This window comes from Rahnella sp. RcJ3, assembly GCF_009498575.1.
In the GTDB taxonomy this organism is placed as follows: Bacteria; Pseudomonadota; Gammaproteobacteria; order Enterobacterales; family Enterobacteriaceae; genus Rahnella; species Rahnella aceris.
The window spans coordinates 24,650-50,423 of sequence record NZ_QSNX01000026.1 but is presented as its reverse complement, the minus strand read 5'-3'; the positions used below and the strand labels follow the sequence as shown (position 1 = coordinate 50,423).

Genomic DNA, 25,774 nt, shown 5'->3' with positions numbered 1-25,774 from the left:
GCAGCACGGTGGCGAAATGGAAAATGTGAAGGTAAACAAACCGACATTACTAACTGACGGTTGTATCTAATCCTGGGAGCAGGTCATTGTAACCAATGCGTTTCATCACCTGGTTTATAGAGGCCTCACTGATGGGTTTTCTAAAGTCTCGCCCAGGGAAAATGTGTTCATAACGGCCAGTCACGATTCTGATTTGTTCAAGTAAGCCGATGGCCTGTTTAGATAACGGCACCAAATGAGGACGCCCCATTTTCATATGCTCGACGGGTACTTCCCACACCTCATTCTCCATGTCGATTTCTGACCATTGCGCCCTACGTACTTCACCTGGGCGTAATCCAGTGAGAATTAGTAGCTGGGTCGCAATTTTGGTGATCACACTGCCGGTATAAGCGTTTAACTCACTTAAGAACTCAGGTAATTCATGTGCGGCCAGATGTGCATAATTATTGGCCTTATGGGGTTTCATCGCTGAGGCGAGATCCGGCGCGGGATTGTACTCGGCGCGACCAGTGATAATAGCGTAACGGAAAACCTCACCACACCTCTGGCGCACCTTGCGTACTTTCTCTGTAGCTCCCCTGCTTTCTACCTGTCTAAGCATTGCCAAAAGCTCTAAAGGCTTAATTTCTGCTATAGGACGAAAACCAAGATACGGAAATACATCTTTCTCAAAGGTATCCATCATCTCAGTTCGGTATGATGCCGACCAACGGTCATAACGATGCTCATACCATTCACGGGTAATCGCTTCAAAGGTGTTAGTTGCTGAAAGAGTTTTTGCGGCTTTCTGCTCTTTCCTCAATGTGCTTGGATTAACACCTGATGCAACCAGTCGACGAGATTCATCACGCCTTTGTCGCGCATCAGCCAGGGAAACGTGCTCATAGGTTCCTAATGACAGCATTTTGGGTTTACCGTCAAAACGATAGCGAAAACGCCAAGCTTTACTACCGTTGGGCTCAACAAGAAGGGATAAACCCAGACCATCGCTCAGGGTGTAAGGCTTTTCTGTGGGCTTAGCCTTTTTAATTTGTAGCTCTGTCAGAGGCATTGTGTATAGGAATCCGTGTGTATAGAAAAACTATACGCGATCATATACACATCAGACACTGGCTTTCAAGGGATGAGCTCGGACGCTAGCGGACTGAAAACCGGCTAATTCATTTGATTTTATTGGTTTTTTCGGATACTTACGGAAGGTCCGGGAAGTACTTTTGGAGCGGGTGAAGGGAATCGAACCCTCGTATAGAGCTTGGGAAGCTCTCGTTCTACCATTGAACTACACCCGCATCGGTGTGCGACTGGCATTATAACCGGTTACGACGGCGGAGCAAGACGTGATTGCGGATAAGCGCTGGAGTTTTAAGCAGTTAGCATATGCCGTGATCTGTGGCATGAAAAAGGGCGCCGGAGCGCCCTTTTGGTGTTTCTGAGGAAAACTTATTTCTGTGTCTGCGGACGCATTGCCGGGAACAGGATAACGTCGCGGATGGTGTGGCTGTTGGTGAACAGCATAACCATACGGTCGATACCAATACCCAGACCCGCAGTCGGTGGCAGGCCATGTTCCAGCGCTGTCACGTAGTCTTCGTCGTAGAACATCGCTTCGTCGTCGCCTGCATCTTTCGCAGAAACCTGATCAGCAAAGCGCTGTGCCTGGTCTTCTGCGTCGTTCAGCTCAGAGAAACCATTACCGATTTCACGGCCACCGATGAAGAACTCGAAACGGTCAGTGATTTCAGGGTTCACGTCATTACGGCGCGCCAGCGGAGAAACCTCTGCCGGGTACTCGGTAATGAAGGTTGGCTGGATCAGCTGTGCTTCGGCGGTTTCTTCGAAGATCTCGGTCACGATACGGCCCAGACCCCAGCTCTTCTCGATTTTGATACCGAGTGATTCTGCGATAGCGGTCGCTTTTGCCAGATCGTCGAGATCCGCAACGTTGGTTTCCGGACGGTATTTGCAAATCGCTTCACGCATGGTCAGCTTGGCGAAAGGCTTGCCGAAATCGAAAGTCTGGTCGCCGTACTGCACAACGCTGCTGCCCAGAACGGATTCAGTCAGGGTGCGGAACAGAGTCTCGGTCAGAACGATCAGGTCTTTGTAATCCGCGTACGCCATGTAGAGTTCCATCATGGTGAACTCTGGGTTGTGACGCGGAGAAACGCCTTCGTTACGGAAGTTACGGTTGATTTCGAACACGCGATCGAAGCCACCGACAACCAGACGCTTCAGATACAGTTCCGGCGCGATACGCAGGTACATGTCGATATCGAGCGCATTGTGGTGAGTGATGAACGGACGCGCCGCCGCGCCGCCAGGGATCACCTGCATCATCGGGGTTTCGACTTCCATGAAGCCGTTTTCCACCATAAAGCTGCGGATACCAGACATGATCTGAGAACGGATTTTGAAGGTCTTACGGGAATCTTCGTTAGCGATCAGGTCGAGATAACGCTGACGGTAACGCGCTTCCTGATCCTGCAAGCCGTGGAATTTGTCCGGCAACGGACGCAGTGCTTTGGTCAGCAGACGCAGTTCAGAACAATGGATCGACAGTTCGCCGGTCTTGGTTTTGAACAGTTTACCGGTCGCACCCAGGATATCGCCCAGATCCCATTTCTTGAATTGCTCGTTGTAGATGCCTTCTGCGAGGTCATCACGCGCAACGTAAAGCTGGATACGGCCACCGACATCCTGCAGGGTCACGAAAGATGCCTTGCCCATAATACGGCGGGTCATCATACGGCCACCCACGGTGACTTCGATGTTTAATGCTTCCAGTTCTTCGTTGGTCTTTTCGCCATATTTCGCATGCAATTCATCAGAGATGCTGTCACGACGGAAATCGTTAGGGAAAGCGATACCGGATTCGCGCAGTAAAGCCAGCTTCTCACGACGAGATTTCAGCTCGTTGTTAAGATCTGGTACGTTTTCTGCGCTTTGCGCTGCTGGTTGTTGCTCAGACATTTTGGTTCCTCATAACCCGGCTTTCAAACTTGCCTCAATGAATTTATCCAGGTCGCCATCCAGTACGGCCTGCGTATTTCGCGTTTCGACGCCCGTGCGTAAATCTTTAATACGGGAATCATCCAGCACGTAAGAACGAATCTGGCTGCCCCAGCCGATGTCAGACTTGGTGTCTTCCAGCTGCTGCTTGTCCGCATTTTTCTTTTGCATCTCATACTCATAAAGCTTCGCACGCATCTGCTTCATGGCCTGATCTTTGTTTTTATGCTGGGAGCGGTCGTTCTGACACTGGGTCACAATGTTGGTCGGAAGGTGGGTAATACGTACCGCAGATTCCGTTTTGTTGACGTGCTGACCACCCGCACCGGACGCACGGTATACGTCGATACGCAGGTCGGCAGGGTTAATTTCGATTTCGATGTCGTCATCCACTTCCGGATACACAAACGCGGAACTGAACGAGGTATGGCGACGACCGCCGGAATCAAACGGGCTTTTACGCACCAGGCGATGAACGCCGGTTTCCGTACGCAGCCAGCCAAACGCATAATCACCGATGATCTTGATAGTCGCGGATTTCAGGCCAGCGACTTCACCGTCAGATTCTTCAATAACTTCAGTTTTGAAACCTTTGGCTTCTGCCCAACGCAAATACATACGCAGCAACATGCTCGCCCAGTCCTGGGCTTCCGTACCACCGGAACCAGCCTGGATATCGAGATAGCAGCTCGCGCTGTCGTATTCACCGGAGAACATGCGGCGGAATTCAAGCTGTTCCAGTTTGGCGGTCAGTACGTCGAGTTCGGCAACCGTTTCATTGAAAGTGTCTTCATCGTCGGCTTCTACCGCCAGTTCCAGCAGGCCGGTCACATCTTCCGCGCCCTGCAACAACTCATCGATGGTTTCAACAATAGCTTCCAGTGAGGAACGTTCTTTGCCCAGCGCCTGCGCGCGTTCTGGCTCGTTCCAGACGTCCGGCTGTTCCAGCTCGGCGTTTACTTCTTCGAGGCGTTCTTTCTTGGCATCATAGTCAAAGATACCCCCGAAGAACGACTGTCCGCTCGGACAGGTCCTGAATGCGGTTTTTAACCGGATTAATTTCAAACATGATTTTTCGCGTCTTACGTTAGATTCGGAGTTGGCCCAATGCCATTCGAACCGCAGATTCTAACGGAATTAGCGGTCTTTTTATAGCAAGGAGCCGTTTTTTTGCAGGGTTTATTACCGGCGTAAATCGCTTATTTCGGCCATAAATGTTCGATAATCAACTGAACGCTGCGATTTCCCCGAAATTCATTGATATCCAGCCGGTAGGCCAGTTGCACTTCGCGGATGCTGCTGTCCGGCCAGAAAGTCGGATCGATATTAAAAGCAATACCATCGAGCAACGGACCGCCGCCGACGGGTTCAATCATCAGCTTGAGATGACGCTCTTTCAGCAGTTTCTGTTGCAGGATACGGAACCTGCCGTCAAAGGTCGGTTCCGGGAACGCCTGTCCCCACGGGCCGCCGTCGCGCAGCATTTCAGCCGTATCAATCGTCAGTTCACGGGCCGACAGCTCGCCATCCGACCAGACCACACCTTCCAGATGCGAAGGATCCAGCCATTCACCGACCAGTGCAGCGAAACGATCACGAAATTCGTCGAACTTGCTCTCTTCCAGCGACAAACCGGCTGCCATCGCGTGTCCGCCGAATTTCATCATCAGACCGGGATTAAGCGTATCGAGACGTTCCAGCGCATCGCGCATATGCAATCCGGCAATCGAACGACCGGATCCTTTCAGAATGCCCTCACCCGCCGGTGCGAACGCAATCACCGGGCGATTAAAACGCTCTTTCAGACGTGATGCCAGAATGCCGACCACGCCCTGATGCCACTCAGGATGATACATCGCCAGCCCGAACGGCAGCGCGTCGGTACTGCTTTCCAGCTTGTCACACAGCGCCAGCGCTTCGACCTGCATGCCCTGCTCTATCTCACGGCGGGTCTGGTTCAGCGCATCCAGATCGCTTGCCAGCGCACGCGCCTGACCGATGTCTTCACTGAGTAACAGCGCCACGCCAACCGACATATCATCAAGACGTCCGGCGGCATTCAGCCGTGGTCCAAGCGCAAAACCTAAATCACTGGCGCACAGCGTACGGGCTTCTCGCCCGGCCACTTCCAGCAACGCGCGGATCCCCGCACGGCATTTTCCGGCACGAATGCGGTTCAGCCCCTGATACACCATGATGCGATTGTTGGTATCAAGCGGCACGACGTCCGCTACCGTGCCGAGCGCCACCAGATCCAGATGCTCCGCGAGATTGGGGATCGCCAGACCGTTTTGTTCAAACCAGCCACTTTCGCGTAATGCACTGCGCAGCGCCAGCATCAGATAAAACGCCACACCGACACCCGCCAGCGATTTGGACGGAAACTCGCAACCGACCAGATTCGGGTTAATGATCGCTTCGGCATCCGGCAATATTTCGCCCGGCAAGTGGTGATCGGTGATCAGCACCTGAATGCCTTTTTCATGGGCGAGCGTCACGCCCGCGTGAGAAGAAATGCCGTTATCGACGGTGAGGATCAACTCTGCACCGCGCGACGCCGCCTGTTCAACCACTTCCGGGCTGAGACCATAACCGTCTTCAAAACGGTTCGGCACCAGATAATCCAGATTACCGCAGCCCATGCTGCGCAAGGAAAGCAACGTCAGCGCCGTACTGGTCGCGCCATCGGCATCGAAGTCGCCAACGATAATTATGCGCAGACGCTCAGCCAGCGCTTTTTGCAGCAAGGCAACGGCGGTATCAATGCCATCAAGCTGCTGATAAGGCAGCATACCGCGCACGCCGCGCTCCAGCTCCTGGCTTTGTGTCACACCGCGGGCGAGATACAGCCGGCGTAACAGCGGGGCGAGTTCGGCGGGAAGATCCACGCCAGTCGCCGCCTCACGACGGCGAAGTTGAGTCTGCAAGGTCACGAAAAATCAACCACCGGTTTTATGTGAAGGATCCTGCTGGTCGAGCATGGCAGCCATTTCTTTCGGCGGCTGATAACCAGGGATCAAAGTTCCGTCTGCCAGCACGATGGCCGGAGTGCCTGTTACGCCGAACTGAACGCCCAGCTCAAATTGCTTCGCAATATCACTGGTTTTACAGGTTGCTGGCGTGATGTCATCGCCGCGCATTGCCGCATCAAAGTTGGTTTTGCGGTTGCCTGTACACCAGATAGATTGCATGTCTTTCTCGGTTTTGGAATTCAGCCCCTGACGCGGGAAGGCCAGATAACGGATGGTTATGCCAAGATCGTTATAGTCCTGTATCTGCTGGTGCAGCTTGTGGCAATAGCCGCAGGTGATATCGGTAAACACCGTGATCACATGCTTTTCGTTTTTGGCTTTATAAATGATCATCTCGTTTTGTAACGCATCCATCTTCTTCACCAGCGCTTTGTTGGTGACGTTAACCGGATGGCTGCCGCTGACGTCATACAGCGGGCCTTGCAAAACGTGTTTGCCGTCGTCGGTAATGTAAAGGGTGCCGCTGTCGGTAGAAACCGCACTCAGGCCGGTTACCGGCGATGGCTGGATGTCGGCATGGCTCATGCCCAGTTTGCCCAGCGTGGCTTTGATTGCTGCTTCATCAGCATGGACCGCGGAGCTCATACACGCAGCCAGAAGTGTCAGCAGCATTAAACCTTTTTTCATCATGTCGTCCTTTTTCTCCGGCCTGTTATGCACGGGGATGATGTTGTTGATGTAGCAGTTTGAGTCGTTCAGTCGCTACATGGGTATAGATTTGTGTGGTCGATAAGTCACTGTGACCTAACAACATTTGCACGACGCGCAGATCCGCACCGTGATTCAATAAGTGGGTGGCGAAAGCGTGGCGCAGAACGTGGGGAGACAACCGCTCTGCATCAATGCCCGCAAGAATCGCATAGTGTTTGATGCGATGCCAGAACGTCTGGCGTGTCATTTGCTGCGCCCGGTTGCTGGGGAACACGATATCCAGCGATTGTCCGTTCAGCAGCCACGGCCTGCCGTGTTCGAAATAATTTTCGATCCAGTACACGGCTTCTTCGCCCATCGGCACCAGCCGTTCTTTGTTGCCTTTACCGATAACCCGCACCACACCCTGGCGCAGGCTCAGATCACTGAGCGTCAGCCCGACCAGTTCCGAAACACGCAAACCGGTGGCGTAAAGCAGCTCCAGCATGGCTTTATCACGCAGTTCAAGAGGCACATCGACACTCGGTGACGCCAGCAATGCGTCTACCTGCGCCTCACTGAGATCTTTCGGCAGGCGTTGCGGTAATTTAGGCGAAGACAACAGCGCGGTCGGGTCATCCTGACGCACGGACTCACGGTTCATGTACTGAAAGAGGCGACGCATCGCGCTAAGTAATCGTGCTGAGCTGGTGGCTTTGTATCCGCCCTCAATGCGCTCGGAGAGGAACAACTGTAAATCTTCGGCGCTGACATGCAGGAGATCGGTATTGTTATGATGCAGCCAGCCCAGCAATGATTTCAGATCCTGACGGTAGGATGACAGCGTATTTTCCGCGAGATTGCGCTCAATCCAGAGCATATCCAGAAACTGCTCAGTCAGGCTCTGATCGGCCTCATTAACCGCTGGTGTCACCGGCTCAGGCGTAACATCCTGAGGATTCGCATTATCTTGTTTTGGCATCCCGACTCCTCTTACTCACGACGGCCATTATGCCTTTCATGCGCCCAAATCTGCTACACTGGCTGCCATTCGTATTCTGATAACGTTATGGCAGCAAGTATGAAGATCGGACTTTTCTACGGTTCCAGCACCTGTTATACCGAAATGGCAGCGGAAAAAATCCGCGATATTTTGGGCGAAGAACTGGTTGATTTGCATAACATAAAAGATGTTGATCCCGACAGAATGGAAGATTACAACATCCTGATCCTGGGCATCCCGACATGGGATTTTGGCGAAATCCAGGAAGACTGGGAAGCGGTCTGGAATCAACTCCCAACGCTGAAACTACGCGGCAAAATCGTCGCCATGTACGGCATGGGCGACCAACTCGGCTACGGCGAATGGTTCCTTGACGCGCTCGGCATGCTTTATCATCAGCTGGTTCCCCTTGGTGTGCATTTCATTGGTTTCTGGCCGACAGAAGGCTTTGAGTTTACCAGCCCGAAACCGCTGAGTGCGGACGGCAAGCATTTCGTCGGGCTGGCTCTGGATGATGTGAACCAGTTCGATCTCACCGAAGAGCGCCTGCAACAATGGTGCGAACAGATCCTGCTGGAAATGGACGCCCTGCTTTAACGCAGCATAAGAACACGGCGTCAGCCTTCCATGGACATGCCCCTCTCAGCCCGGTTTTACCGGGCTACGCGGAGTGCCACTGAGCAATATCTGTCGCAACCGCCGCCACTCTTCCAGACTCATGCTGTCCGACGCCAGCCATAACCGCTGCCTTGAACTGCGCATCGCCTGCGCCAGCCCGCCTTTACGTTTTTCGCGACGAAGCGAGAGCAGTACGCCGTGGCTTATCATCCATACCGGCTGTTTAATCTGCCATTCATGGCCGCGCCATAAAAGACGGTCATCCTCGAGCAGGATCATTTCACCTGTGCGTGCTGTAATACGCCGCTGGCTGCGGATGCATTCAAACAACACCAGCAAAAGCAACGTCATCCATACCGGCCAGTAACCCGCAGGCCAGGGTGCCAGCAAAATCAGCAACATCACTGCACCGTAACATCCCAGTGAAATAAGCTGACTGCGCCAGGACACCCTGAGATCACATCGCCACAGGGCCACGGGCTTTGTTTCGAGTCTGAATAAGGGCGACCATACGCTGCAATTCGGTGTCTTTCGGTTCGCCGTGATTCATCAGCCAGTTGAACAGATCCGGATCATCACAGGTCAGCAAGCGGACAAATACTTCTTTATCGGTCTCGCTCAGCGAATCATATTCATATTCGAAGAACGGCATGATGGAGATATCCAGCTCGCGCATGCCACGACGGCAGGCCCAGTGAACGCGGGAACGATTATTAATATCCAGTTGGTTTTTGCTTTCCATAACAAGACTCTTTTTTAGGATACAGAATGAGAATTCTTTTATATAGAAAGCGATTCTAACAGCCCGTTGCGCAGGGGCGTAACTTTTCAGTGCCCTGTTTTGTCAATCTCTGTGATGTGCTGGAAAACCTGATGCAAACCTGTCGTTTGTCTTACATTCTCTGGAAGGCGTCCTGGAAAAGGCACCAATAACTGTTTTCAAAGCGGATGGGCTCTTTTACCATGGGGCATCAGTCACATTTCATTGACCGGGATTAGAAAATGGCTAACGAATTTCCCTTTCCACCGCAAAAACCTTCAGCGTCTTCTCACCTGCCGCTGACATTGATTTCACTGGAAGACTGGGCACTGGTGACCATGACCGGCGCAGACACCGTGAAATACCTGCAAGGCCAGGTCACTGCGGATGTCGATGCGCTGGCTGCCGATCAGCATATTCTCTGTGCGCACTGTGATGCGAAAGGGAAAATGTGGAGTAATTTGCGCCTGTTCAAGCGTGGCGATGGTATGGCGTTTATTGAACGCCGCAATTTGCGCGACACACAGCTTACAGAAATCAAAAAGTACGCCGTATTTTCTAAAGTGACGTTCACTGCCGATGATGATGTGGTGTTACTCGGTGTGGCAGGTTTTCAGGCCAGTGCTGCTCTGACCGGGCTTTTTTCAACCTTGCCAACGGCTGAACAGCAGGTCGTACAACAAGATGAAACCACACTGCTGCATTTCTCCCTGCCAGCCGAACGTTATCTGATTGTCACCAGCCCGGAAAAAGCCCGTCAGGTGGTGGAAGAACTGGGTGAACAGGCACAACGCAACGACAGCCAGCAATGGCTGGCGCTGGATATCGAAGCCGGATTCCCGGTGATTGATACCGCCAACGCCGTGCAGTTTATCCCGCAGGCCACCAATATTCATGCGCTCGATGGCATCAGCTTTACCAAAGGCTGCTACGCCGGGCAGGAAATGGTGGCGCGAGCAAAATACCGCGGTGCGAACAAACGTGCATTGTACTGGCTGGCAGGTAAAGCGAGCAAAGTGCCTGCCCCGGCGGACGATCTCGAACTGCAACTGGGTGAAAACTGGCGCCGGACCGGCACCGTTCTGGCAGCCGTTCAGCTCAGCGACGGCACGCTTTGGGTTCAGGCCGTGCTGAATAACGATCTGGAAGCCGATGCCAGTCTGCGGGTGCGCGATGACGCGACCAGCCAGTTGAGCATTCAGCCGCTGCCGTATTCGCTGGAAGAAACAAAGTAACTTTCAACCTATTGCCGCCTTCCTGATATGAAGGCGGTGATTATAAATTTACTCGTGAAGGTGTTTGCCTTTCGCATTCAGCAAATCCACATACGCCTGATCCACCAGTTCCTGGCGGTCAATCCCCAACCTTTCCAGTAAGTCTTCTGCAATGACAATGCCCTGCTCAGGCGTTTCATCATCCGCAAGCACAACCTCGAATTCCAGATAATCGCCCAGCCCTTTTACCCTGTCGAGATGCAGACGGGTTTGTCCGATCATAAAAAGAGTCCTCTGTTTGATGACCCGTCCGGCAGCGCCATAGGCCAGCGTCAGAGTTTCGCGCAGACTGTCAGGATCATGCGTTTCTGAAAGTGTGTAGAAGCTGGTTTTCGGTCCCGCCTTGTCAGGACGCTGATAGAAAATCAGCTCGCCGCGATCAGGCGCTAATGTGCGCAATTTCAGGCGTCCGTGCGGACACACGAAAAAAGTGTCGTCCTGCTCAATGATGTCCGGCAATCCATCGGAAAGCAGCGCGATTTTTTCATACAGCGCAGAGAAATCATCTACTCTGGCTTTGATCTCAATGTTTCTGGCCATCTTTCACTCCTTAAAAGTTCATGCGTTTTTATACTGATTCAATGAACATGGAGTGACCTTACAGTGACATTATGTTGAACCGCAAGGGAGTTTGATCTCGCGCGTTAAATCGCCAATCAGGTGCTGCAAAAACAGGTCAGGATGCTAACCTGAATTCAGTTTTTGGAAAATTGAGGGAACGATAATGACCAAAATAGTCACACTCACACTGGCACCTTCGCTCGACAGTGCCACTCTCACCCCTAAGATTTACCCGGAAGGTAAATTGCGTTGTACGGCCCCCGTGTTCGAACCCGGCGGCGGCGGTATTAATGTAGCGCGTGCCATTGTTTATCTGGGCGGCCAGGCTACCGCATTATTTCCGACGGGAGGCCCGACAGGTGCACATCTGGTTCAGTTGCTGCGCGACGAGGGGATCACTACAGACACACTGGAAACCCAGGACTGGACCCGCCAGAACCTGCACGTTCACACCGAAAATACCGGTGAACAGTATCGTTTCGTGATGCCGGGCGCGCGACTTACGGAGGCTGAATTTGCGGGCCTTAGCGCGAAAATCGAAAAGATCCCAGCCGGCTCAATACTGGTCATCAGCGGCAGTTTGCCACCGGGCACGCACATTACGGCACTGACAGAGTTAATCAGGAAAGCGCAGAAAGCCGGTTTACGCTGCATTCTTGACAGTTCGGGTGATGCACTGGCTGCGGGTCTGAAGCTCGGCGGGCTGGCGCTGGTAAAACCGAACCAGAATGAACTGGCCGCGCTGGTCGGGCATTCTCTGGAAAATCCGGGGGATGTTCTGGCTGCAGCTCAGCAAATTATCCGTGACGGTGGTGCTGAACGCGTGGTCGTTTCACTGGGGCCGCAGGGTGCGCTGGCCGTGGACGCGAACAGCTCATTCCAGGTTGTCCCACCGCCGGTGAAAAAAATGAGTACCGTTGGCGCAGGTGACAGCATGGTCGGCGCGATGACCCTCAAACTGGCCGAAGGGGCTGATTTACTCGACATGGTTCGCTTTGGCGTGGCCGCTGGTAGCGCGGCAACACTCAATATCGGTACGCGTCTGTGCTCGGATAAAGATACTCAGCAAATTTATCAGTATCTGTGCCAGCAAACACCGGCTCATTAGAGCCAAACCCCGCTTCGTGAAGGCTCAGCACCTTCACGAAGCGAAAATTCTTTGTCACTCCTTCACGTATTTACCCTGATTAGCAGATAAACTCGCAGCATCGGGTGTTGCATGCACCTTTCACATCACGCCAGAAAAGGCCGGAGGCCAGAGTCCAGAATGATATGGATTATGCTTGCTGCAATTGTTGTGGTTTTTATTGTGGGTTATTGGTTTATGACAGCAGATACCCGTAAAGCGAATGATTCTCTCGCCAGTCTGTTGAAAATAAAGCCGGTTTATATCGATTCCATGTTGCTGGAAATGGGTAAACGTCAAAGCCAGATGTTTATCCGCTCAATCAGCGGTGGCTATGCTGAAGAAATCCGCAAAGCTGCTTATGTTGTTTTTATTTATCAGACGTTTATTAAAGATCCCTCGGAAGAGAATATCGTCCGCTGGCGAAACATTTTAGTGCGCGCGCATCTGCCGCCACAGTTAAGCAGCGAACACGCCGAGCTGGCGCTGTTCTATTTTGCCGAACTGGATATCGAACCCTTCGAGCTGGCGCAGTTTCGCCGCGACTACAACGAAACCTATAACCAAATCCATCTGGTTTAACGTTCCGGTTCGCCTCAGAAATGGCCCTTATCCGGGCCATTTTCTTTTCTGCTGCATTGAAAAAGCAATCTCAGTCAGGACAACCCCTCACACGGCGGGCAAAGTAAACGCCATGAAGGAGAGGAAATGAATCACGACAAAAGCCAGCTTTATCAGCGACGTTTTCAGCAGGTATTTACCTATATAGAACAGCATCTGGACAGTCCGATGACCGTGGAGCAACTAAGTGAAGTCGCCTGTTTCTCACGTTTTCACTTTCACCGGCAGTTCAGCCAGTTCTGTGGGGGCAGCGTCAGCCGCTACATCACGCTGATGCGCCTGAAACGCGCCTCGTTCCGGCTGGTACAAAACCCGCACGAGAAGGTGATTGGTATCGCGCTGGATGCCGGATTTGAAAATCCGGAGTCGTTTTCCCGTGCCTTCAGGAACACTTTTGGCCTGAGCCCCAGCGAGTTTCGCAAAAATCCTGTCTGGGTCGACTGGCATGTGCATTTTCAATTTCCCGGCAGGGAAAATCAGCAGAGGCTGGAAAATATGGAAGTCAAAATCATTGAAGTGGAACCCATGCAGGTCGCGGTGCTGGAACATCTCGGGGATCCGATGCGGGTGAGCAATACGGTCGCAACGTTTATCGAATGGCGCAAAGCTTCCGGGCTTTCGGATTACACACAGCGCGGCACTTACGGTATTCCGTATAACGATCCGCTGGTCACGCCGGGCGAGGAATTCCGCTTCGATGTCTGCGGCGAACTTAACCCGCAGGCTAATGGCACCGTGCCGGAAAATCCGCAGGGAGTGATCGGCAAAACGCTGCCGGGTGGACGTTGCGCGGTGGTTCGACACGTCGGAGCGTATGACCGGATAAGTGACAGTGTTTATTATCTTTATCGCGAATGGTTGCCGCACAGCGGAGAGGAATTACGGGATTTTCCGGTTTATTTCCGCTACCTGCATCTTGATCAGGAATTACCGGAGCATGCGCAGCAAACCGATATTTTGTTGCCGCTGAAATGAGATAAAAACCTGAGGAAACAGCGCTGGTGAAATCAGCGCTGTCTGTTTCTGTTCCGTCGCCGGATTATCTGAACACGTTGTCCAGATAGCTCGCCAGGATCTGGCGTGAACTGAAACCATGGCAAATGCCATAGTAAGTTTCATTGTCGCTGGAGACATCCAGCGGGAAATTCTTGTAGGCTTCACTGCTGCGAAACGATGCTGTGGGTTCAGCAAAACGCTCACTGCGCTCTTTCAGCGCCGGGTGTATTACCAGGGCAGTCCGGCCAAACCGCGCTTCCCGGTTTACATACACATAATGCTCGCCCCGGCGGTAACCGTAAGCTTTATCATCAATAAAATCACGTTCAAACCCTGAGGTTTCTAAAACACGTGCCACTTCATCTGGCCGTAAATACATGGTTGCTCCTCGCTTCTTTAACCGCAAGGCGACCTTACCGCAATAACTCTGCCAGACAATGCGTTTATCCCCGATTTCGGCGTATTTAGGATTTATCTAAATGCCTTAACCCTGCAATTTGAAGGGCTATTCAGCATGAGATTGCCGCGAAGTATTTACCCATAATCTGAGGGTCAGCAGCCAGGCAATCACCACCATAAATGCCGCCGCAAGATAAATAGACGGCGTCCCAAAATGCGAAATAATCAGCCCGGCTACCGGTCCGGTAATACCGAGCCCGAGATCCAGAAAGGCGGAATACAGCCCCAGCGCCGTGCCCTGATTTTGTGGCGGTACCTGTTTTACCGCTTCCACACCCAGCGCAGGGAAAATCAGCGAGAAGCCGGAACCGGTAAGAAAGGCGCCCAGTTGCACCGACAACGGATCGTGTCCCAGCCAGATCATCAGTAACCCTGCGACTTCAAACACAAAGGACACCAGTGAGACCCGCAGGCCGCCGAACCGGTTAATCATGTTGCCGAAGACGAGGCGCGCGCCGACAAATCCGAGGCTGAATAAGGTGAGCGTGAATGCCGCCCCGCTCCAGCCTTTATCAGCGTAGTAAAGGGTAATAAAGGTGGCGATAACGCCGAACCCGATGGTGCCGAATCCCAGCCCGAGGCCATACAGCCAGATGCGCCCGACCACCGCTTTGAATGCAATCCGCTTACCGGCGGTGACGGAAATCGCGGCTTTCATGCTGGCCAGTATGGCGGCAAACGCGGCAGCGACGATAATCAGTACCGCCACCCCCATCAGCCCGTAAGCATGGTTGAGTAACACGCCGAGCGGCGCACCGACGGCCATTGCGCCGTAAGTCGCCACACCATTCCAGGAAATCACGCGTGCGGTATGTTTCGCGCCTACCGCACCAATTCCCCACAGCGTGGTTCCGGTGCTGCCGAAGCTTTCACCGACACCCAGAAAGATGCGGCCAACACAGAGCATCAGCAGGCTCGCCAGCGGAAACGCCGAAAACCAAAACGCCATCGCGTAAAAAATACCGCTGATCCCGCAGCAAATAAGGCCAAAAATGACCACCCGTTTCGGGCCAAGGAGATCGGCATATCGCCCGGCGTGCGGCCGGCTGATGAGCGTCGAGAAATACTGAACACTGATCACCAGCCCCGCCAGCACCGAGTTATATCCCAGCGTGTTATGCACAAAGCCCGGCAACACCGCGAGCGGCAAGCCAATGGTCAGATAAACAACGAAAGTGAACAGCATGAACGACAAAATGCGTTTGTTGAGCAGAGCGTTAGAACGCAATGTACTTAAAGACATGGGCGGACCCGAAAATGAGATCACTGAGAGTGGAATAAACAGTATAAACAGGTTTGGCCTTCAAAACGGGCTAAAAATGTTATCGGCTGTAACGCGGATTTTGTTTTGCAGAGAAATCTGAGCCGCATCACGCCAGCCCTCGTCCCGCCTGACTTCTGACACAGTACCATGGCCTGAAAAGGCCCAAAATCATAGACATTTGTCCTTAAAGAACCATCCGGTACAACATTATGGTCTATGCTTAATATAACAGTCACACAAGGAGAGACGGAATGTTTAAGAGAACAGATAAAGTAGAAAAAAATATCGATCAGGACGTAACCCTGCTGGCGGACACGCTGGATGAAGTGCTTCAGTCTGCAGGTGATAAATCCAAGGATGAATTGGATAAAATCCGCAGCAAAGCACAGGGTGTATTGCGTGAAACCCGTGCGCGTTTCAACAGCGAAAAATTAAGTCAGCAGGCACGCGATGCGGCGGCCACTGCCAATGATTATGTGAAAGATAATCCGTGGTATGGCGTCGGTGCCGGTGCCGCAATCGGTATTGTTATCGGTGTTCTTTTGGGACGCCGCTAACGTAAAAGGCAATTTGCGATGTTTCACTCCTGTGTCGGGAATATGGCTTAAAAACCTGAAACATCCGCGTGGCTCCCTCATTGCCGCGCGATTGCTAAAAAAAGACGACGGAGCCTCCGGGCTCCGTTTTCTATTTTTGGATCCCTTTAACGTTAAAAATGAACGCGAAAACTCTTTGACTGACAGGATTTAAACGTCCCCAGGTCACCTTTTTTATGTTGAGAAGATGCCTGCGTTTCATCGCCACGGCTGATGCTGATAGCTGACTCCGGCCACCAGGTTGCCAGACGTGAGCAGCCACTCATCGCGCGCCGGAGAATAGTCATATTCATCGCCATCATCCGAGCCGTTTTCCAGCTCCAGTACCTGCTGATAGCGGCGAATGCCGCACTGATCAGCGGCTGTTTTCAAGCACTGCCGCCAGCCGCTGCACCAGCCCGTCCGCCTGTTGCTGCGAACTGATATTCACAAATCCCATCAGCAGGCCGTTCGGACGTAAAGCCTCGCCCCTCACGTGGCGCTCAACCTGCCAGTCGGACAGCGCCTGCACTGCCAGCCCCTGTTCACGGGCATTTGTGGCGATCAGCGCATCGTCCAGTGCGGCATTCAGTGTGGTGCAAAGCTGGATCCCGCCGACCTGCTGGCTCACACGTAATATGTCCGCCGGAAACGCCGCCGTCAGCGCCTTTTCCAGATAGCCGCGCCGCTCAGCATAAAGCTGACGCATCCGTTTCAGATGCCGGTAGAAATGCCCCTGCTCGATAAATTCCGCGATACTGCTTTGCACCAAAGGCGGCGTTCCGCAAATTCGCAGCGGGCAATACGCTTCGATTTTTTCCACCAGACTGTCCGGCACCACGACATATCCACAGCGAAGCGCCGGAAACATCACTTTGCTGAATGTTCCCGCGTAAATCACCCTTCCCTGCGTATCGAGGCTTTTCAGCGAAGGCAAAGGCTGGCCGTGATAGCGGAACTCGCTGTCGTAATCATCTTCGATAATCCACGCCTGTTGCTGCGCTGCCCAATCCAGCAAGGCCATACGCCGCGCTAAACTCATGGTCACACCGGTCGGACTTTGATGAGCGGGCGTCACCACGGCAAATCGTGCGTTCGCAAACTGCGCCACCGCCTGCGGAACATTCATGCCTTCATCATCAACATTCACCGCCATCGGCGTGGCACCGGCGGCACGGAAAAATGCCTGCGTGACCGGATAACCCGGGTCTTCCAGCCAGACGCCGTCGCCCGGTTGCAGCAGGCTGCCGATGATCAAATCCAGCACCGGCGCATAGCCGCCGCAAATAAATATCTGTTCAGGACGGCAGGTAAATCCGCGGGAAAGTTGCAGATAACGGGCGACGGCGTGGCGTAAAACGTCCGTCCCTGCCAGCGGCGGATGGCCTAAATCATTCATGCTGGTGTGACGAATTTGCCGTGAAACAATGCGCGACCAGATCGCACGCGGGAACGCATCCAGTGCCGGAAGCCCGAGCTGGAAAGGCAGGGAAGAAACGGAAGGTAACATCGGGTTGACGGGTTTACGCCCGGCATCTTCTCTGACCGGCGAGGGTGCGGGCGCGGATAAACTTTCCGGCGCGCTGACTACCGTTCCGGCCTGTCCGCGGCTTTGCAGAAAGCCTTCTGCCATCAGCAAGCCATAGGCATTTTCAACCGTGGCGCGTGCCACGCCGAGTTCGCTGGCCAGCGCCCGCACCGACGGCACACGGCTGCCGCGTTTAAGCTGTCCTGCCATGATCGCCTGTTTCACCCGCTGATAAATCTGCCGGTAAAGCGGTGCTTTGTGTCGGGGATCGAGATGAAAGGCAAGGTCGAAGCGGTTCATTCATGACCTGCTTAAAGAGACATTTTATGGCCCTGTAGTATAGACCATACGCAGCGTAAAGTAGCGGTCATTGAGACGCACCCTGCGTCGCTGTTTAGCCCGAAACGCCCAGAGGAAATCATCATGACTGCACTTCGCCTGCCTTACTATTCCCTGTCTTCTTCGGTGATGGAACCGATGAAAGCCGCGCTCGGCGCACTGGAAAACGGTCCGCTGGATAACGTGATTATCGAGCTGGCGTTCCTGCGTGTGTCACAAATTAACGGCTGCGCCTATTGCCTGGATATGCATTCCAAAGCGTTGCGTAAAATGGAAGTCGCGCAGACCAAACTGGATCAGCTGGCGGGCTGGCAGGTCAGCCACGTGTATTCTGAGCGTGAACGTGCCGCACTGGCGTGGGCCGAATCACTGACATTCGTTGCCGCTACCGGCGCACCGGACAACGCCTTTGAGCCGCTGAAAGCGCAATTCAGCGACGTGGAAATCTCGGAACTGACCTTCGCCATCGGTCTGATGAATGCGTTTAACCGCCTCGCGGTGGGTATGCGCCAGTAATTTGACCGCTTAAAAAACGAACTGAAAAAAGTTTTTCCTCGCCAGCCCGCTTCCTGCGGGCTTTGCCGCTTTTGCAATAAGCAAATTTAGAAAATCTACATATTGTGTGGTTGAAAATCCAAATCACTACATCTAGTATTCAGTTCATCGGGACGCCACGATGGCACCGACTCTCGCGCCTTTCCCCCGGCTGAAGCAGCCGCACAACGGGAAGGCAAAAATTGTCTCTGATTTCTTACAAGATGGAAATACGAATCATGAGCATTATTATTTACAGTAAACCAGACTGTGTCCAGTGCAACGCGACCTACCGTGCATTAGATAAACAAGGCATCGCTTACGAAGTTGTGGATTTGACTCAGGATGAGCAGGCGCTCGGCCAGGTTCGTGCGATGGGCTATCAGCAGGTTCCGGTGATTGTGGCCGGTGACGATCACTGGTCTGGTTTCCGTCCGGACAAAATCAGCGCCCTGCGCCAGCTCCAGAACGCGTTCTGAGGGCTGGCGGATGAATCCGTTGGTCTATTTTTCCAGCAGTTCAGAAAACACCCATCGTTTCGTCGGCAGAACAGGATTGCCGGCGATCCGTATCCCGGTAGATCGTCAGCCTGAAAAATTGCGTGTGGACTTACCGTATATTCTGGTGGTGCCGAGCTACGGCGGCGGTTCGGCCAAAGGCGCGGTGCCGACACAAGTGATCCGTTTTCTGAACGACGAACATAACCGTTCACTCATCCGCGGCGTTATCGCCGCCGGAAACACCAACTTCGGCGCAGCGTATTGTATTGCCGGCGATATTATTTCCCAAAAGTGTCAGGTGCCTTACCTGTACCGTTTTGAGTTGCTGGGAACGCCGGAAGACGTTGCAAAGGTCAGACAGGGAGTAACAGAATTTTGGCAGCGACAGAACTAGCAATTACCGACCCCGGCACCCGCGGCCCGGACTATCACGCGCTTAATGCGATGCTGAATCTGTTCGATGCTAACGGCCAGATCCAGTTTGATAAAGACCGCCTGGCCGCGCGCCAATACTTCCTGCAACACGTCAATCAGAACACGGTGTTTTTCCACAATCTGGCGGAGAAACTGCGTTATCTGGTGGAAGAAGGCTATTACGAAGCCAGCGTGCTGGATCAGTACGCTTTTGACGATATTAAAGCGTTATTCAAACAGGCTTACGCCAAAAAATTCCGCTTCCAGACGTTTCTGGGCGCGTTCAAGTATTACACCAGCTACACGCTGAAAACCTTCGACGGCAAACGCTACCTTGAACGTTATGAAGATCGCGTGTGCATGGTGGCATTGACGCTGGCGCGCGGCGACATTCAGCTCGCCGGGCATTTTGTTGATGAGATCATTTCCGGCCGTTTCCAGCCTGCCACGCCGACGTTCCTCAACTGCGGCAAAAAACAGCGCGGTGAGCTGGTGTCGTGCTTCCTGCTGCGCATTGAAGACAACATGGAATCCATCGGGCGCTCGGTCAACTCGGCGCTGCAGCTTTCCAAGCGCGGCGGCGGTGTGGCGTTTATGCTGACCAACATCCGTGAAGTGGGCGCGCCGATTAAGCGCATCGAAAATCAGTCTTCCGGCGTTATTCCGATCATGAAGATGCTGGAAGATGCCTTCTCTTACGCCAACCAGCTCGGTGCGCGTCAGGGCGCGGGGGCGGTCTATCTGAACGCTCATCACCCGGATATTCTGCGTTTCCTCGATACCAAACGCGAAAACGCCGACGAAAAAATCCGGATTAAAACACTGTCGCTGGGTGTGGTTATTCCGGATATCACGTTCGAACTGGCGAAAAATAATGAAGATATGTACCTGTTCTCGCCGTATCACGTGGAGAAAGTGTACGGCGTGCCGATGTCTGAAATCAGCATCAGCGAGAAATATCGCGAGATGGTGAATGACAAGCGCATTCATAAAAGCAAAATCAACGCGCGTGAATTCTTCCAGGTGCTGGCGGAAATTCAGTTCGAATCCGGCTACCCGTACATGATGTTTGAAGACACGGTTAACCGCGCCAATCCGATCAAAGGTCGCATCAATATGAGCAACCTGTGTTCGGAGATTTTGCAGGTGAATTCGCCGACGATCTACGGCGAAGACCTGTCTTATCAGGAAATTGGCAAAGACATTTCCTGTAACCTCGGTTCGCTGAATATCGCTTCGGCGATGGATTCACCGGATTTCGGCAATACTGTCGAAATGGCGGTTCGTGCGCTGACGGCGGTGTCTGACATGAGCCACATCCGCTCAGTGCCATCTATTGATCAGGGGAATCAGGATTCGCACGCCATCGGCCTCGGCCAGATGAATTTGCACGGTTACCTGTGCCGCGAGCGTATTTACTACGGTTCGGAAGAAGGTCTGGATTTCACCAATATCTATTTCTGCACCGTGGCTTTCCACGCGATCCGCGCATCGAACCAGATCGCCATCGAGCGCCAGCAGTCGTTTAAAGGCTTCAGCGATTCCACTTACGCCAGCGGCGCGTATTTCGACAAATATGTCGATGACGCACTGGCGGCGAAATGGCAGCCGAAAACAGAGCGCGTGCGCGAACTGTTTGCAGATGCCGGTATTGCCATTCCGACCACCGCAGACTGGGCGGCGCTGAAAGCCTCCGTGATGCAGCATGGCCTGTATAACCAGAATTTACAGGCGGTGCCGCCCACCGGTTCTATTTCCTACATCAATAATTCGACGTCGAGTATTCATCCGATTGTGTCCCGCGTAGAAATCCGCAAAGAGGGCAAAATTGGCCGTGTGTATTATCCGGCGGCGTTTATGACCAACGACAATCTGGATTACTACCAGGATGCCTATGAAATCGGCCCGGAAAAAATTATTGATACCTACGCCGAAGCCACGCAGCACGTCGATCAGGGGCTGTCGCTGACGCTGTTTTTCCGCGATACCGCCACCACGCGCGACATCAATAAAGCGCAGATTTACGCCTGGCGCAAAGGCATCAAAACCATTTATTACATCCGTCTGCGCCAGATGGCGCTGGAAGGCACCGAAGTTCAGGGCTGCGTTTCCTGCACGCTGTAACCGACTGAAAGGATTTAAAAGATGAGCGCAGTAAAACAATTGTTAGTGCCACAGCCGGTCAGCAAAGCCATTAACTGGAACAAAATCCAGGACGATAAAGATCTGGAAGTGTGGAACCGCCTGACGTCGAACTTCTGGTTGCCGGAAAAGGTGCCGTTGTCGAACGATATTCCGTCCTGGGCGACGCTCAGCGCAAAAGAGAAACAGCTGACGATCCGCGTGTTTACTGGCCTGACGCTGCTGGATACCGTGCAAAACGTGGTCGGCGCACCGACGCTAATGAAGGACGCGGTGACACCGCACGAAGAAGCGGTTTACTCGAATATCTGCTTTATGGAAGCGGTGCATGCGCGTTCTTACAGTTCGATTTTCTCGACGCTGTGCGCCACCGTGGACGTGGATGAAGCCTACCGCTGGAGTGAGGAAAACGTCGCGCTGCAAAACAAAGCCGCAATCATTTTGTCGTATTACGACGGCGAAGATCCGCTGATGAAGAAAGTCGCCAGCGTGTTCCTCGAATCGTTCCTGTTCTATTCCGGTTTCTATCTGCCGATGTACTGGTCGAGCCGCGCCAAGCTGACCAACACCGCCGATCTGATCCGTCTGATCATCCGCGATGAAGCGGTTCACGGTTACTACATCGGCTATAAATTCCAGAAAGCGCTGGCGCTGGAAAGCGAAGAGCGTCAGCGTCAGATCAAGGAGCAGGCGTTTGATCTGATTCAGGATTTGTACGATAACGAGATCCGCTACACCGAAGAACTGTACGACGGTGTAGGCTGGAGCGAAGACGTGAAGAAATTCCTGCATTACAACGCCAACAAAGCGCTGATGAATCTCGGCTACGAAGCCCTGTTCCCGGCCAGCATGGCGGATGTGAATCCGGCGATCCTTTCCGCATTATCGCCAAACGCCGACGAAAACCATGACTTCTTCTCCGGATCCGGTTCGTCATATGTGATCGGCAAAGCCGTCAACACCGAAGACGAGGACTGGGATTTCTAAACAGCTCCTTCCCCTCGTGAGAGGGGAAGGAGGAAAACGGATGTTGCCGTTATTTTTCTCAGCGTTAGTATAGAAACAGTGTTTCAAAACCCTACGCGATCAGAAAAAGGAAACATCATGACGCCCTATCAAGCCTCATCCTCCCGTTACGAAACCATGCAATTCCGCCGTTGCGGTCAGAGCGGTTTACAACTCCCTGCCCTTTCTCTTGGCCTGTGGCACAGCTTCGGCCATGTCAGTCCGCTGGAATCCCAGCGTGCATTGCTGCAAAAAGCCTTCGATTTAGGCATCACCCATTTTGATCTGGCGAATAACTACGGCCCGCCTCCGGGCTCTGCGGAAGAAAATTTTGGCCGTTTGCTGAAGCAGGATTTCGCGCCATATCGCGATGAACTGATCATCTCCACCAAAGCCGGTTACGACATGTGGCCAGGACCGTACGGTTCCGGCGGCTCGCGCAAATATCTGCTGGCCAGCCTCGATCAGAGCCTGCAACGCATGGGGCTGGATTACGTCGATATCTTCTATTCGCACCGGGTGGATGAAGAAACGCCGATGGAAGAAACCGCAGCGGCGCTGGCTTATGCGGTGCAAAGCGGTAAGGCATTGTATGTCGGGATCTCCTCTTACTCGCCGGAACGTACCCAGATCATGGCGGAGTTACTGCGTGAGCTGAAAGTACCGCTGCTGATCCATCAGCCGTCATACAATCTGCTGAACCGCTGGGTGGATAAGAGTGGTTTGCTGGATACGCTGGACCAAAATGGCGCAGGTTGCATCGCCTTTACGCCGCTGGCGCAGGGGTTGCTGACCGGCAAGTATCTCAACGGCATCCCTGACGGCTCGCGCATGCAGGTGGAAGGGAATAAGGTGCGCGGGCTGAACGCCAAGATGCTGACAGAAGATAACCTGAACAGCCTGCGGTTGCTCAATGAGATGGCGCAGCAGCGCGGACAGACCATGGCGCAGATGGCGCTGAGCTGGCTGCTGAAAGACGATCGCGTGACGTCGGTGCTGATTGGTGCCAGCCGCCCTGAGCAACTGGATGAAAACGTGAAAGCGCTGGATAATCTGCGCTTCACCGCTGAAGAACTGACAGCGATTGATAAGCATGTGGCGGATGGTCAGCTGAATCTTTGGCAGGCTTCGTCAGATAAATAACCATCCAAAACAAACGGGCGGATCTCCTGAAAGGATCCGCCTTTTTTTTAGCTCATCAGTTCTAAACGACGTGCGGTTTCGTAATGATCAACCCAATACTGATTATCCAGTGATGAAATAGTGACGCCTTCAATTTTCGAGGCATGAATGAACTGATGATCCCCGACATACACGCCGACATGACGATCGCCCGGCGACGTTTTGAAAAACACTAAATCTCCCGGTTTCAGATTATTTTTACTCACTTTTCTGCCGTTCCTGATTTGCTGAAAGGTGGTTCTTGGCAGGCGTGTTTGCAGGGAATCATTAAACAGATGCTGCATCAGCGACGAGCAGTCCACGCCTTTGTGGGTGGTGCCCCCCCAGCGGTAATGCGTCCCCTTCCAGCGCGGATATTCCGCCAGCAGGGCGCTTTTAATATTGTCTGAGTTGCCCGTATTGACCGCAGTCACGGTGGACCCTTTTCCATTAAAAAGTTCGCTATGGAAAAATTTGTAGGTGTCCATAGACTCAAATTCTTTAGGCATATCAAAAGCAAAGGAGTGGATGCTAAACAAACCGGTAACGAGAAGCAGTAAGGCAGAAACAAGCGATTTAATACGGAACATGCGTGGATTCTTTCGTCAAAAAATAGTGCTCTTCCTTACGTGGGAACCTGCTCACGGGGCGGGTGACTCGTCTCTGAGTGCGCAAATAATAACCGCCGGACAATAAATAAGCAGGTTGAATTGAGTCCAAAATTGGACTGGGGATTTTTTCTCAGGAAAACCCACCCCTTAGGCTGAAGGGGTGGGTGAAGGTGTTATGAGAAGAACTTCGCCAGAACAAACAGGCCGACAGAAACGTTGATAGCTCCCCCGATACGGGTAGCGATTTGCGCGAAAGGCATCAGCGTCATGCGGTTGCCGGAGGTCAGAATCGCCACGTCGCCCGTGCCGCCCTGCCCGCTCTGGCAGCAGGAAACAATCGCCACATCGATAGGGTGCATGCCAATTTTCTTACCCACATAAAAACCGGTGCCGACCAGCGCCAGCACTGTGGTCACAATCACCAGCAGGTTCTGAAGGGTGAAAGCGTTGATCAGTTCCTGCCAGGGCGTGATCGCGACACCCACCGCGAACAACACCGGATAAGTTACCGCCGTACGGAAGAATTTATACACCGTCATCGAGCCGTGCTGAATAGTCGGCGAAACGCCGTTCGCCAGTTTCACCAGCACCGCAGCAAACAGCATGCCGACCGGCGCTGGCAGGCCGATCCATTTCTGGCCGAGCATCCCGACCATGTACAGCAGGATGGCCAGCAGCGCACCACAGGCCAGCGCGTTGACGCCCGGATTGCCCTCAAATTCATCGGTGCCACTGCCCATCTGGCCTTTTTTCGACGGCATCAGTTGGCCTTCGCCGGTAAGATGCGGATAACGTTTACCGAGCTGGTTCAGCACGCCCGCCAGCACAATGGCCGTCAGGCCACCGAGCATAACAATCGGCAGAATGCGCCCAAGCGCCACGCCCTGCTCCATATGCAGGATGGTCGCGTAACCCATCGACAGCGGGATCGCACCTTCCCCGACACCGCCAGCCATGATCGGCAGGATCAGGAAGAAGAAGGTTTGCATTGGCGGTAAACCTAAAACAGTGCCCATCGCCATACCGGCAATCATGCCGACCACTTCGCCGCACAGCATCGGTACGAAAATACGCATAAAGCCCTGGATCAGCACCTGACGGTTCATGCTCATGATGCTGCCGACAATAATGCAGCAGATATAAAGGTAGAGAATATTGGTGGATTTATAGAATTTGACCGTGGAATCAACAACAACATCCGGCAGCAGGCCGTAATGCACCATCGCCGAAGGAATAAAAGTGGCACAAATCGCCGCGGCCCCCAGTTTACCCACCACAGGTAAGCGTTTACCCAACTCGCCACAGGCAAAACCGAAGAAGGCCAGCGTGGCGACCATCACCACGATGTCACTCGGCAACTTGCCATTCAGGCAATCGAGCAGGATCAGCACGCCCGCCAGCAGGAAAAAGGGCAGCGGGATAATGCCTATCTTGTAGTGATCAAGAATGTGCCACCATTTTTGTCTGGCCGAGAGGCCGGAGGTTTTCGTTTCTTTGACAGCGATGTAGGAATCGTCGGTTGTGCTCATGACATTGCCTCTTTCTTCTGAAGACTTTTCTTATTGATGGTCTGAGCATATGAAAACAGGCGGTCAGCCGGGTGTGAGGT

General features: G+C 53.1%; 26 protein-coding genes, 1 tRNA gene and 1 pseudogene. 12 read left to right on the top strand and 16 right to left on the bottom strand.

Annotated features, from left to right (window positions below; all coding sequences use genetic code 11):
* Positions 1 to 70: 70 nt before the first annotated feature.
* The 7 genes and pseudogenes from DXU84_RS22645 to xerD form a co-directional block, all read right to left on the bottom strand.
* Positions 71 to 1,054: pseudogene (locus DXU84_RS22645) on the bottom strand (tyrosine-type recombinase/integrase); the annotation flags it as partial.
* 164 nt (positions 1,055 to 1,218) lie between these two features.
* A tRNA-Gly gene (locus tag DXU84_RS22640) sits at positions 1,219 to 1,292 on the bottom strand.
* Positions 1,293 to 1,443: 151 nt separating this feature from the next.
* Positions 1,444 to 2,973 carry a lysine--tRNA ligase gene (lysS, locus tag DXU84_RS22635; protein ID WP_013574115.1) on the bottom strand — a complete coding sequence of 510 codons (1,530 nt, stop codon included), beginning with the start codon at positions 2,971 to 2,973 and terminating at the stop codon, positions 1,444 to 1,446.
* Between the two features lie 9 nt (positions 2,974 to 2,982).
* A protein-coding gene (gene prfB, locus DXU84_RS22630; protein WP_013574114.1) for a peptide chain release factor 2 occupies positions 2,983 to 4,081 on the bottom strand; the annotation gives its coding sequence in 2 pieces (ribosomal slippage) (positions 2,983 to 4,005 and positions 4,007 to 4,081; 1,098 coding nt in all).
* A 130-nt stretch (positions 4,082 to 4,211) separates the two neighbouring features.
* Positions 4,212 to 5,945: a single-stranded-DNA-specific exonuclease RecJ gene (gene recJ, locus DXU84_RS22625; RefSeq protein WP_370461821.1), complete on the bottom strand. Its 1,734-nt coding sequence runs from the start codon at positions 5,943 to 5,945 to the stop codon at positions 4,212 to 4,214.
* Positions 5,946 to 5,951: 6 nt separating this feature from the next.
* Positions 5,952 to 6,671, bottom strand: a complete 720-nt coding sequence (gene dsbC / locus DXU84_RS22620; protein WP_013574112.1) for a bifunctional protein-disulfide isomerase/oxidoreductase DsbC — start codon at positions 6,669 to 6,671, stop codon at positions 5,952 to 5,954.
* A gap of 25 nt (positions 6,672 to 6,696) precedes the next feature.
* Complete coding sequence (gene xerD, locus DXU84_RS22615) at positions 6,697 to 7,656, bottom strand: site-specific tyrosine recombinase XerD (RefSeq protein WP_072012276.1); 960 nt, start codon at positions 7,654 to 7,656, stop codon at positions 6,697 to 6,699.
* Between the two features lie 99 nt (positions 7,657 to 7,755).
* On the opposite strand from xerD, the gene fldB reads away from it, so the two are divergent.
* Entirely contained in the window at positions 7,756 to 8,274 is a 519-nt protein-coding gene (fldB, locus tag DXU84_RS22610; protein ID WP_013574110.1) for a flavodoxin FldB, read from the top strand.
* Between the two features lie 45 nt (positions 8,275 to 8,319).
* Here fldB and DXU84_RS22605 read toward each other — a convergent pair whose 3' ends face one another.
* The gene (locus DXU84_RS22605) at positions 8,320 to 8,772 is read right to left on the bottom strand and encodes a protein YgfX (RefSeq protein WP_112198031.1); all 453 of its coding nucleotides are present in this window, start codon (positions 8,770 to 8,772) and stop codon (positions 8,320 to 8,322) included.
* Complete coding sequence (sdhE, locus tag DXU84_RS22600; RefSeq protein ID WP_037035260.1) at positions 8,753 to 9,019, bottom strand: FAD assembly factor SdhE; 267 nt, start codon at positions 9,017 to 9,019, stop codon at positions 8,753 to 8,755. Before sdhE ends, DXU84_RS22605 begins: the two co-directional genes overlap by 20 nt.
* A 278-nt stretch (positions 9,020 to 9,297) precedes the next feature.
* On the opposite strand from sdhE, the gene ygfZ reads away from it, so the two are divergent.
* Positions 9,298 to 10,290, top strand: coding sequence for a tRNA-modifying protein YgfZ (gene ygfZ, locus DXU84_RS22595; RefSeq protein ID WP_013574107.1), 993 nt, complete (start codon positions 9,298 to 9,300; stop codon positions 10,288 to 10,290).
* A gap of 48 nt (positions 10,291 to 10,338) precedes the next feature.
* Here ygfZ and DXU84_RS22590 read toward each other — a convergent pair whose 3' ends face one another.
* On the bottom strand, positions 10,339 to 10,869 hold the full coding sequence (locus tag DXU84_RS22590) for a class IV adenylate cyclase (RefSeq protein WP_013574106.1): 531 nt from the start codon (positions 10,867 to 10,869) through the stop codon (positions 10,339 to 10,341).
* Positions 10,870 to 11,053: 184 nt separating this feature from the next.
* On the opposite strand from DXU84_RS22590, the gene pfkB reads away from it, so the two are divergent.
* From pfkB to DXU84_RS22575, 3 genes are all read left to right on the top strand, one after another.
* On the top strand, positions 11,054 to 11,998 hold the full coding sequence (gene pfkB / locus DXU84_RS22585; protein WP_112152335.1) for a 6-phosphofructokinase II: 945 nt from the start codon (positions 11,054 to 11,056) through the stop codon (positions 11,996 to 11,998).
* Between the two features lie 159 nt (positions 11,999 to 12,157).
* Positions 12,158 to 12,598: a DUF1198 domain-containing protein gene (locus DXU84_RS22580; RefSeq protein ID WP_013574104.1), complete on the top strand. Its 441-nt coding sequence runs from the start codon at positions 12,158 to 12,160 to the stop codon at positions 12,596 to 12,598.
* Between the two features lie 126 nt (positions 12,599 to 12,724).
* A complete protein-coding gene (locus DXU84_RS22575) occupies positions 12,725 to 13,612 on the top strand; it encodes a GyrI-like domain-containing protein (protein WP_153376681.1) in 888 nt (295 codons plus the stop codon).
* Between the two features lie 64 nt (positions 13,613 to 13,676).
* On the opposite strand, the gene DXU84_RS22570 is transcribed toward DXU84_RS22575, so the two are convergent.
* Positions 13,677 to 14,012 carry a DUF2002 family protein gene (locus DXU84_RS22570; protein WP_013574102.1) on the bottom strand — a complete coding sequence of 112 codons (336 nt, stop codon included), beginning with the start codon at positions 14,010 to 14,012 and terminating at the stop codon, positions 13,677 to 13,679.
* Between the two features lie 126 nt (positions 14,013 to 14,138).
* Positions 14,139 to 15,335 (bottom strand): MFS transporter, encoded by a 1,197-nt coding sequence (locus DXU84_RS22565; protein WP_153376680.1) that lies wholly within the window; start codon positions 15,333 to 15,335, stop codon positions 14,139 to 14,141.
* Between the two features lie 272 nt (positions 15,336 to 15,607).
* Here DXU84_RS22565 and DXU84_RS22560 point away from each other — a divergent pair, with 272 nt between their 5' ends.
* Positions 15,608 to 15,913, top strand: coding sequence for a YqjD family protein (locus DXU84_RS22560; protein WP_013574100.1), 306 nt, complete (start codon positions 15,608 to 15,610; stop codon positions 15,911 to 15,913).
* A gap of 237 nt (positions 15,914 to 16,150) precedes the next feature.
* Here DXU84_RS22560 and DXU84_RS25425 read toward each other — a convergent pair whose 3' ends face one another.
* Together DXU84_RS25425 and DXU84_RS22550 are read right to left on the bottom strand one after the other, a co-directional pair.
* Positions 16,151 to 16,324, bottom strand: a complete 174-nt coding sequence (locus tag DXU84_RS25425; RefSeq protein ID WP_015689408.1) for a hypothetical protein — start codon at positions 16,322 to 16,324, stop codon at positions 16,151 to 16,153.
* The gene (locus DXU84_RS22550; protein ID WP_131638645.1) at positions 16,308 to 17,759 is read right to left on the bottom strand and encodes a PLP-dependent aminotransferase family protein; all 1,452 of its coding nucleotides are present in this window, start codon (positions 17,757 to 17,759) and stop codon (positions 16,308 to 16,310) included. Before DXU84_RS22550 ends, DXU84_RS25425 begins: the two co-directional genes overlap by 17 nt.
* Before the next feature lie 123 nt (positions 17,760 to 17,882).
* Between DXU84_RS22550 and DXU84_RS22545 the strand changes: the two genes are divergently transcribed.
* The 6 genes from DXU84_RS22545 (at position 17,883) to mgrA (ending at position 23,536) form a co-directional block, all read left to right on the top strand.
* Positions 17,883 to 18,314, top strand: coding sequence for a carboxymuconolactone decarboxylase family protein (locus DXU84_RS22545; protein ID WP_013574098.1), 432 nt, complete (start codon positions 17,883 to 17,885; stop codon positions 18,312 to 18,314).
* 257 nt (positions 18,315 to 18,571) lie between these two features.
* On the top strand, positions 18,572 to 18,811 hold the full coding sequence (gene nrdH, locus DXU84_RS22540) for a glutaredoxin-like protein NrdH (protein WP_013574097.1): 240 nt from the start codon (positions 18,572 to 18,574) through the stop codon (positions 18,809 to 18,811).
* A gap of 10 nt (positions 18,812 to 18,821) precedes the next feature.
* Positions 18,822 to 19,226 (top strand): class Ib ribonucleoside-diphosphate reductase assembly flavoprotein NrdI, encoded by a 405-nt coding sequence (gene nrdI / locus DXU84_RS22535; protein WP_013574096.1) that lies wholly within the window; start codon positions 18,822 to 18,824, stop codon positions 19,224 to 19,226.
* Entirely contained in the window at positions 19,208 to 21,370 is a 2,163-nt protein-coding gene (gene nrdE / locus DXU84_RS22530) for a class 1b ribonucleoside-diphosphate reductase subunit alpha (protein ID WP_112198036.1), read from the top strand. Before nrdI ends, nrdE begins: the two co-directional genes overlap by 19 nt.
* Positions 21,371 to 21,391: 21 nt before the next feature.
* Positions 21,392 to 22,375 (top strand): class 1b ribonucleoside-diphosphate reductase subunit beta, encoded by a 984-nt coding sequence (nrdF, locus tag DXU84_RS22525; RefSeq protein WP_013574094.1) that lies wholly within the window; start codon positions 21,392 to 21,394, stop codon positions 22,373 to 22,375.
* Between the two features lie 117 nt (positions 22,376 to 22,492).
* Positions 22,493 to 23,536: an L-glyceraldehyde 3-phosphate reductase gene (gene mgrA, locus DXU84_RS22520; protein ID WP_112152331.1), complete on the top strand. Its 1,044-nt coding sequence runs from the start codon at positions 22,493 to 22,495 to the stop codon at positions 23,534 to 23,536.
* Positions 23,537 to 23,583: 47 nt separating this feature from the next.
* On the opposite strand, the gene DXU84_RS22515 is transcribed toward mgrA, so the two are convergent.
* Positions 23,584 to 24,042 (bottom strand): C40 family peptidase, encoded by a 459-nt coding sequence (locus tag DXU84_RS22515; RefSeq protein WP_223510322.1) that lies wholly within the window; start codon positions 24,040 to 24,042, stop codon positions 23,584 to 23,586.
* A gap of 296 nt (positions 24,043 to 24,338) precedes the next feature.
* Positions 24,339 to 25,694, bottom strand: coding sequence for a 2-hydroxycarboxylate transporter family protein (locus DXU84_RS22510; RefSeq protein ID WP_013574091.1), 1,356 nt, complete (start codon positions 25,692 to 25,694; stop codon positions 24,339 to 24,341).
* Positions 25,695 to 25,774: the final 80 nt, after the last annotated feature.

Excerpts from the sequence above, each read along its gene's own strand:
- lysS (WP_013574115.1), bottom strand. The coding sequence starts at position 2,973 with ATGTCTGAGCAACAACCAGCAGCGCAAAGCGCAGAAAACGTACCAGAT.
- dsbC (WP_013574112.1), bottom strand. The coding sequence starts at position 6,671 with ATGAAAAAAGGTTTAATGCTGCTGACACTTCTGGCTGCGTGTATGAGC.
- xerD (WP_072012276.1), bottom strand. The coding sequence starts at position 7,656 with ATGCCAAAACAAGATAATGCGAATCCTCAGGATGTTACGCCTGAGCCG.
- fldB (WP_013574110.1), top strand. The coding sequence starts at position 7,756 with ATGAAGATCGGACTTTTCTACGGTTCCAGCACCTGTTATACCGAAATG.
- ygfZ (WP_013574107.1), top strand. The coding sequence starts at position 9,298 with ATGGCTAACGAATTTCCCTTTCCACCGCAAAAACCTTCAGCGTCTTCT.
- DXU84_RS22590 (WP_013574106.1), bottom strand. The coding sequence starts at position 10,869 with ATGGCCAGAAACATTGAGATCAAAGCCAGAGTAGATGATTTCTCTGCG.
- pfkB (WP_112152335.1), top strand. The coding sequence starts at position 11,054 with ATGACCAAAATAGTCACACTCACACTGGCACCTTCGCTCGACAGTGCC.
- DXU84_RS22580 (WP_013574104.1), top strand. The coding sequence starts at position 12,158 with ATGATATGGATTATGCTTGCTGCAATTGTTGTGGTTTTTATTGTGGGT.
- DXU84_RS22575 (WP_153376681.1), top strand. The coding sequence starts at position 12,725 with ATGAATCACGACAAAAGCCAGCTTTATCAGCGACGTTTTCAGCAGGTA.
- DXU84_RS22570 (WP_013574102.1), bottom strand. The coding sequence starts at position 14,012 with ATGTATTTACGGCCAGATGAAGTGGCACGTGTTTTAGAAACCTCAGGG.
- DXU84_RS22565 (WP_153376680.1), bottom strand. The coding sequence starts at position 15,335 with ATGTCTTTAAGTACATTGCGTTCTAACGCTCTGCTCAACAAACGCATT.
- DXU84_RS22560 (WP_013574100.1), top strand. The coding sequence starts at position 15,608 with ATGTTTAAGAGAACAGATAAAGTAGAAAAAAATATCGATCAGGACGTA.
- DXU84_RS22550 (WP_131638645.1), bottom strand. The coding sequence starts at position 17,759 with ATGAACCGCTTCGACCTTGCCTTTCATCTCGATCCCCGACACAAAGCA.
- DXU84_RS22545 (WP_013574098.1), top strand. The coding sequence starts at position 17,883 with ATGACTGCACTTCGCCTGCCTTACTATTCCCTGTCTTCTTCGGTGATG.
- nrdH (WP_013574097.1), top strand. The coding sequence starts at position 18,572 with ATGAGCATTATTATTTACAGTAAACCAGACTGTGTCCAGTGCAACGCG.
- nrdI (WP_013574096.1), top strand. The coding sequence starts at position 18,822 with ATGAATCCGTTGGTCTATTTTTCCAGCAGTTCAGAAAACACCCATCGT.
- nrdF (WP_013574094.1), top strand. The coding sequence starts at position 21,392 with ATGAGCGCAGTAAAACAATTGTTAGTGCCACAGCCGGTCAGCAAAGCC.
- mgrA (WP_112152331.1), top strand. The coding sequence starts at position 22,493 with ATGACGCCCTATCAAGCCTCATCCTCCCGTTACGAAACCATGCAATTC.
- DXU84_RS22515 (WP_223510322.1), bottom strand. The coding sequence starts at position 24,042 with ATGGACACCTACAAATTTTTCCATAGCGAACTTTTTAATGGAAAAGGG.
- DXU84_RS22510 (WP_013574091.1), bottom strand. The coding sequence starts at position 25,694 with ATGAGCACAACCGACGATTCCTACATCGCTGTCAAAGAAACGAAAACC.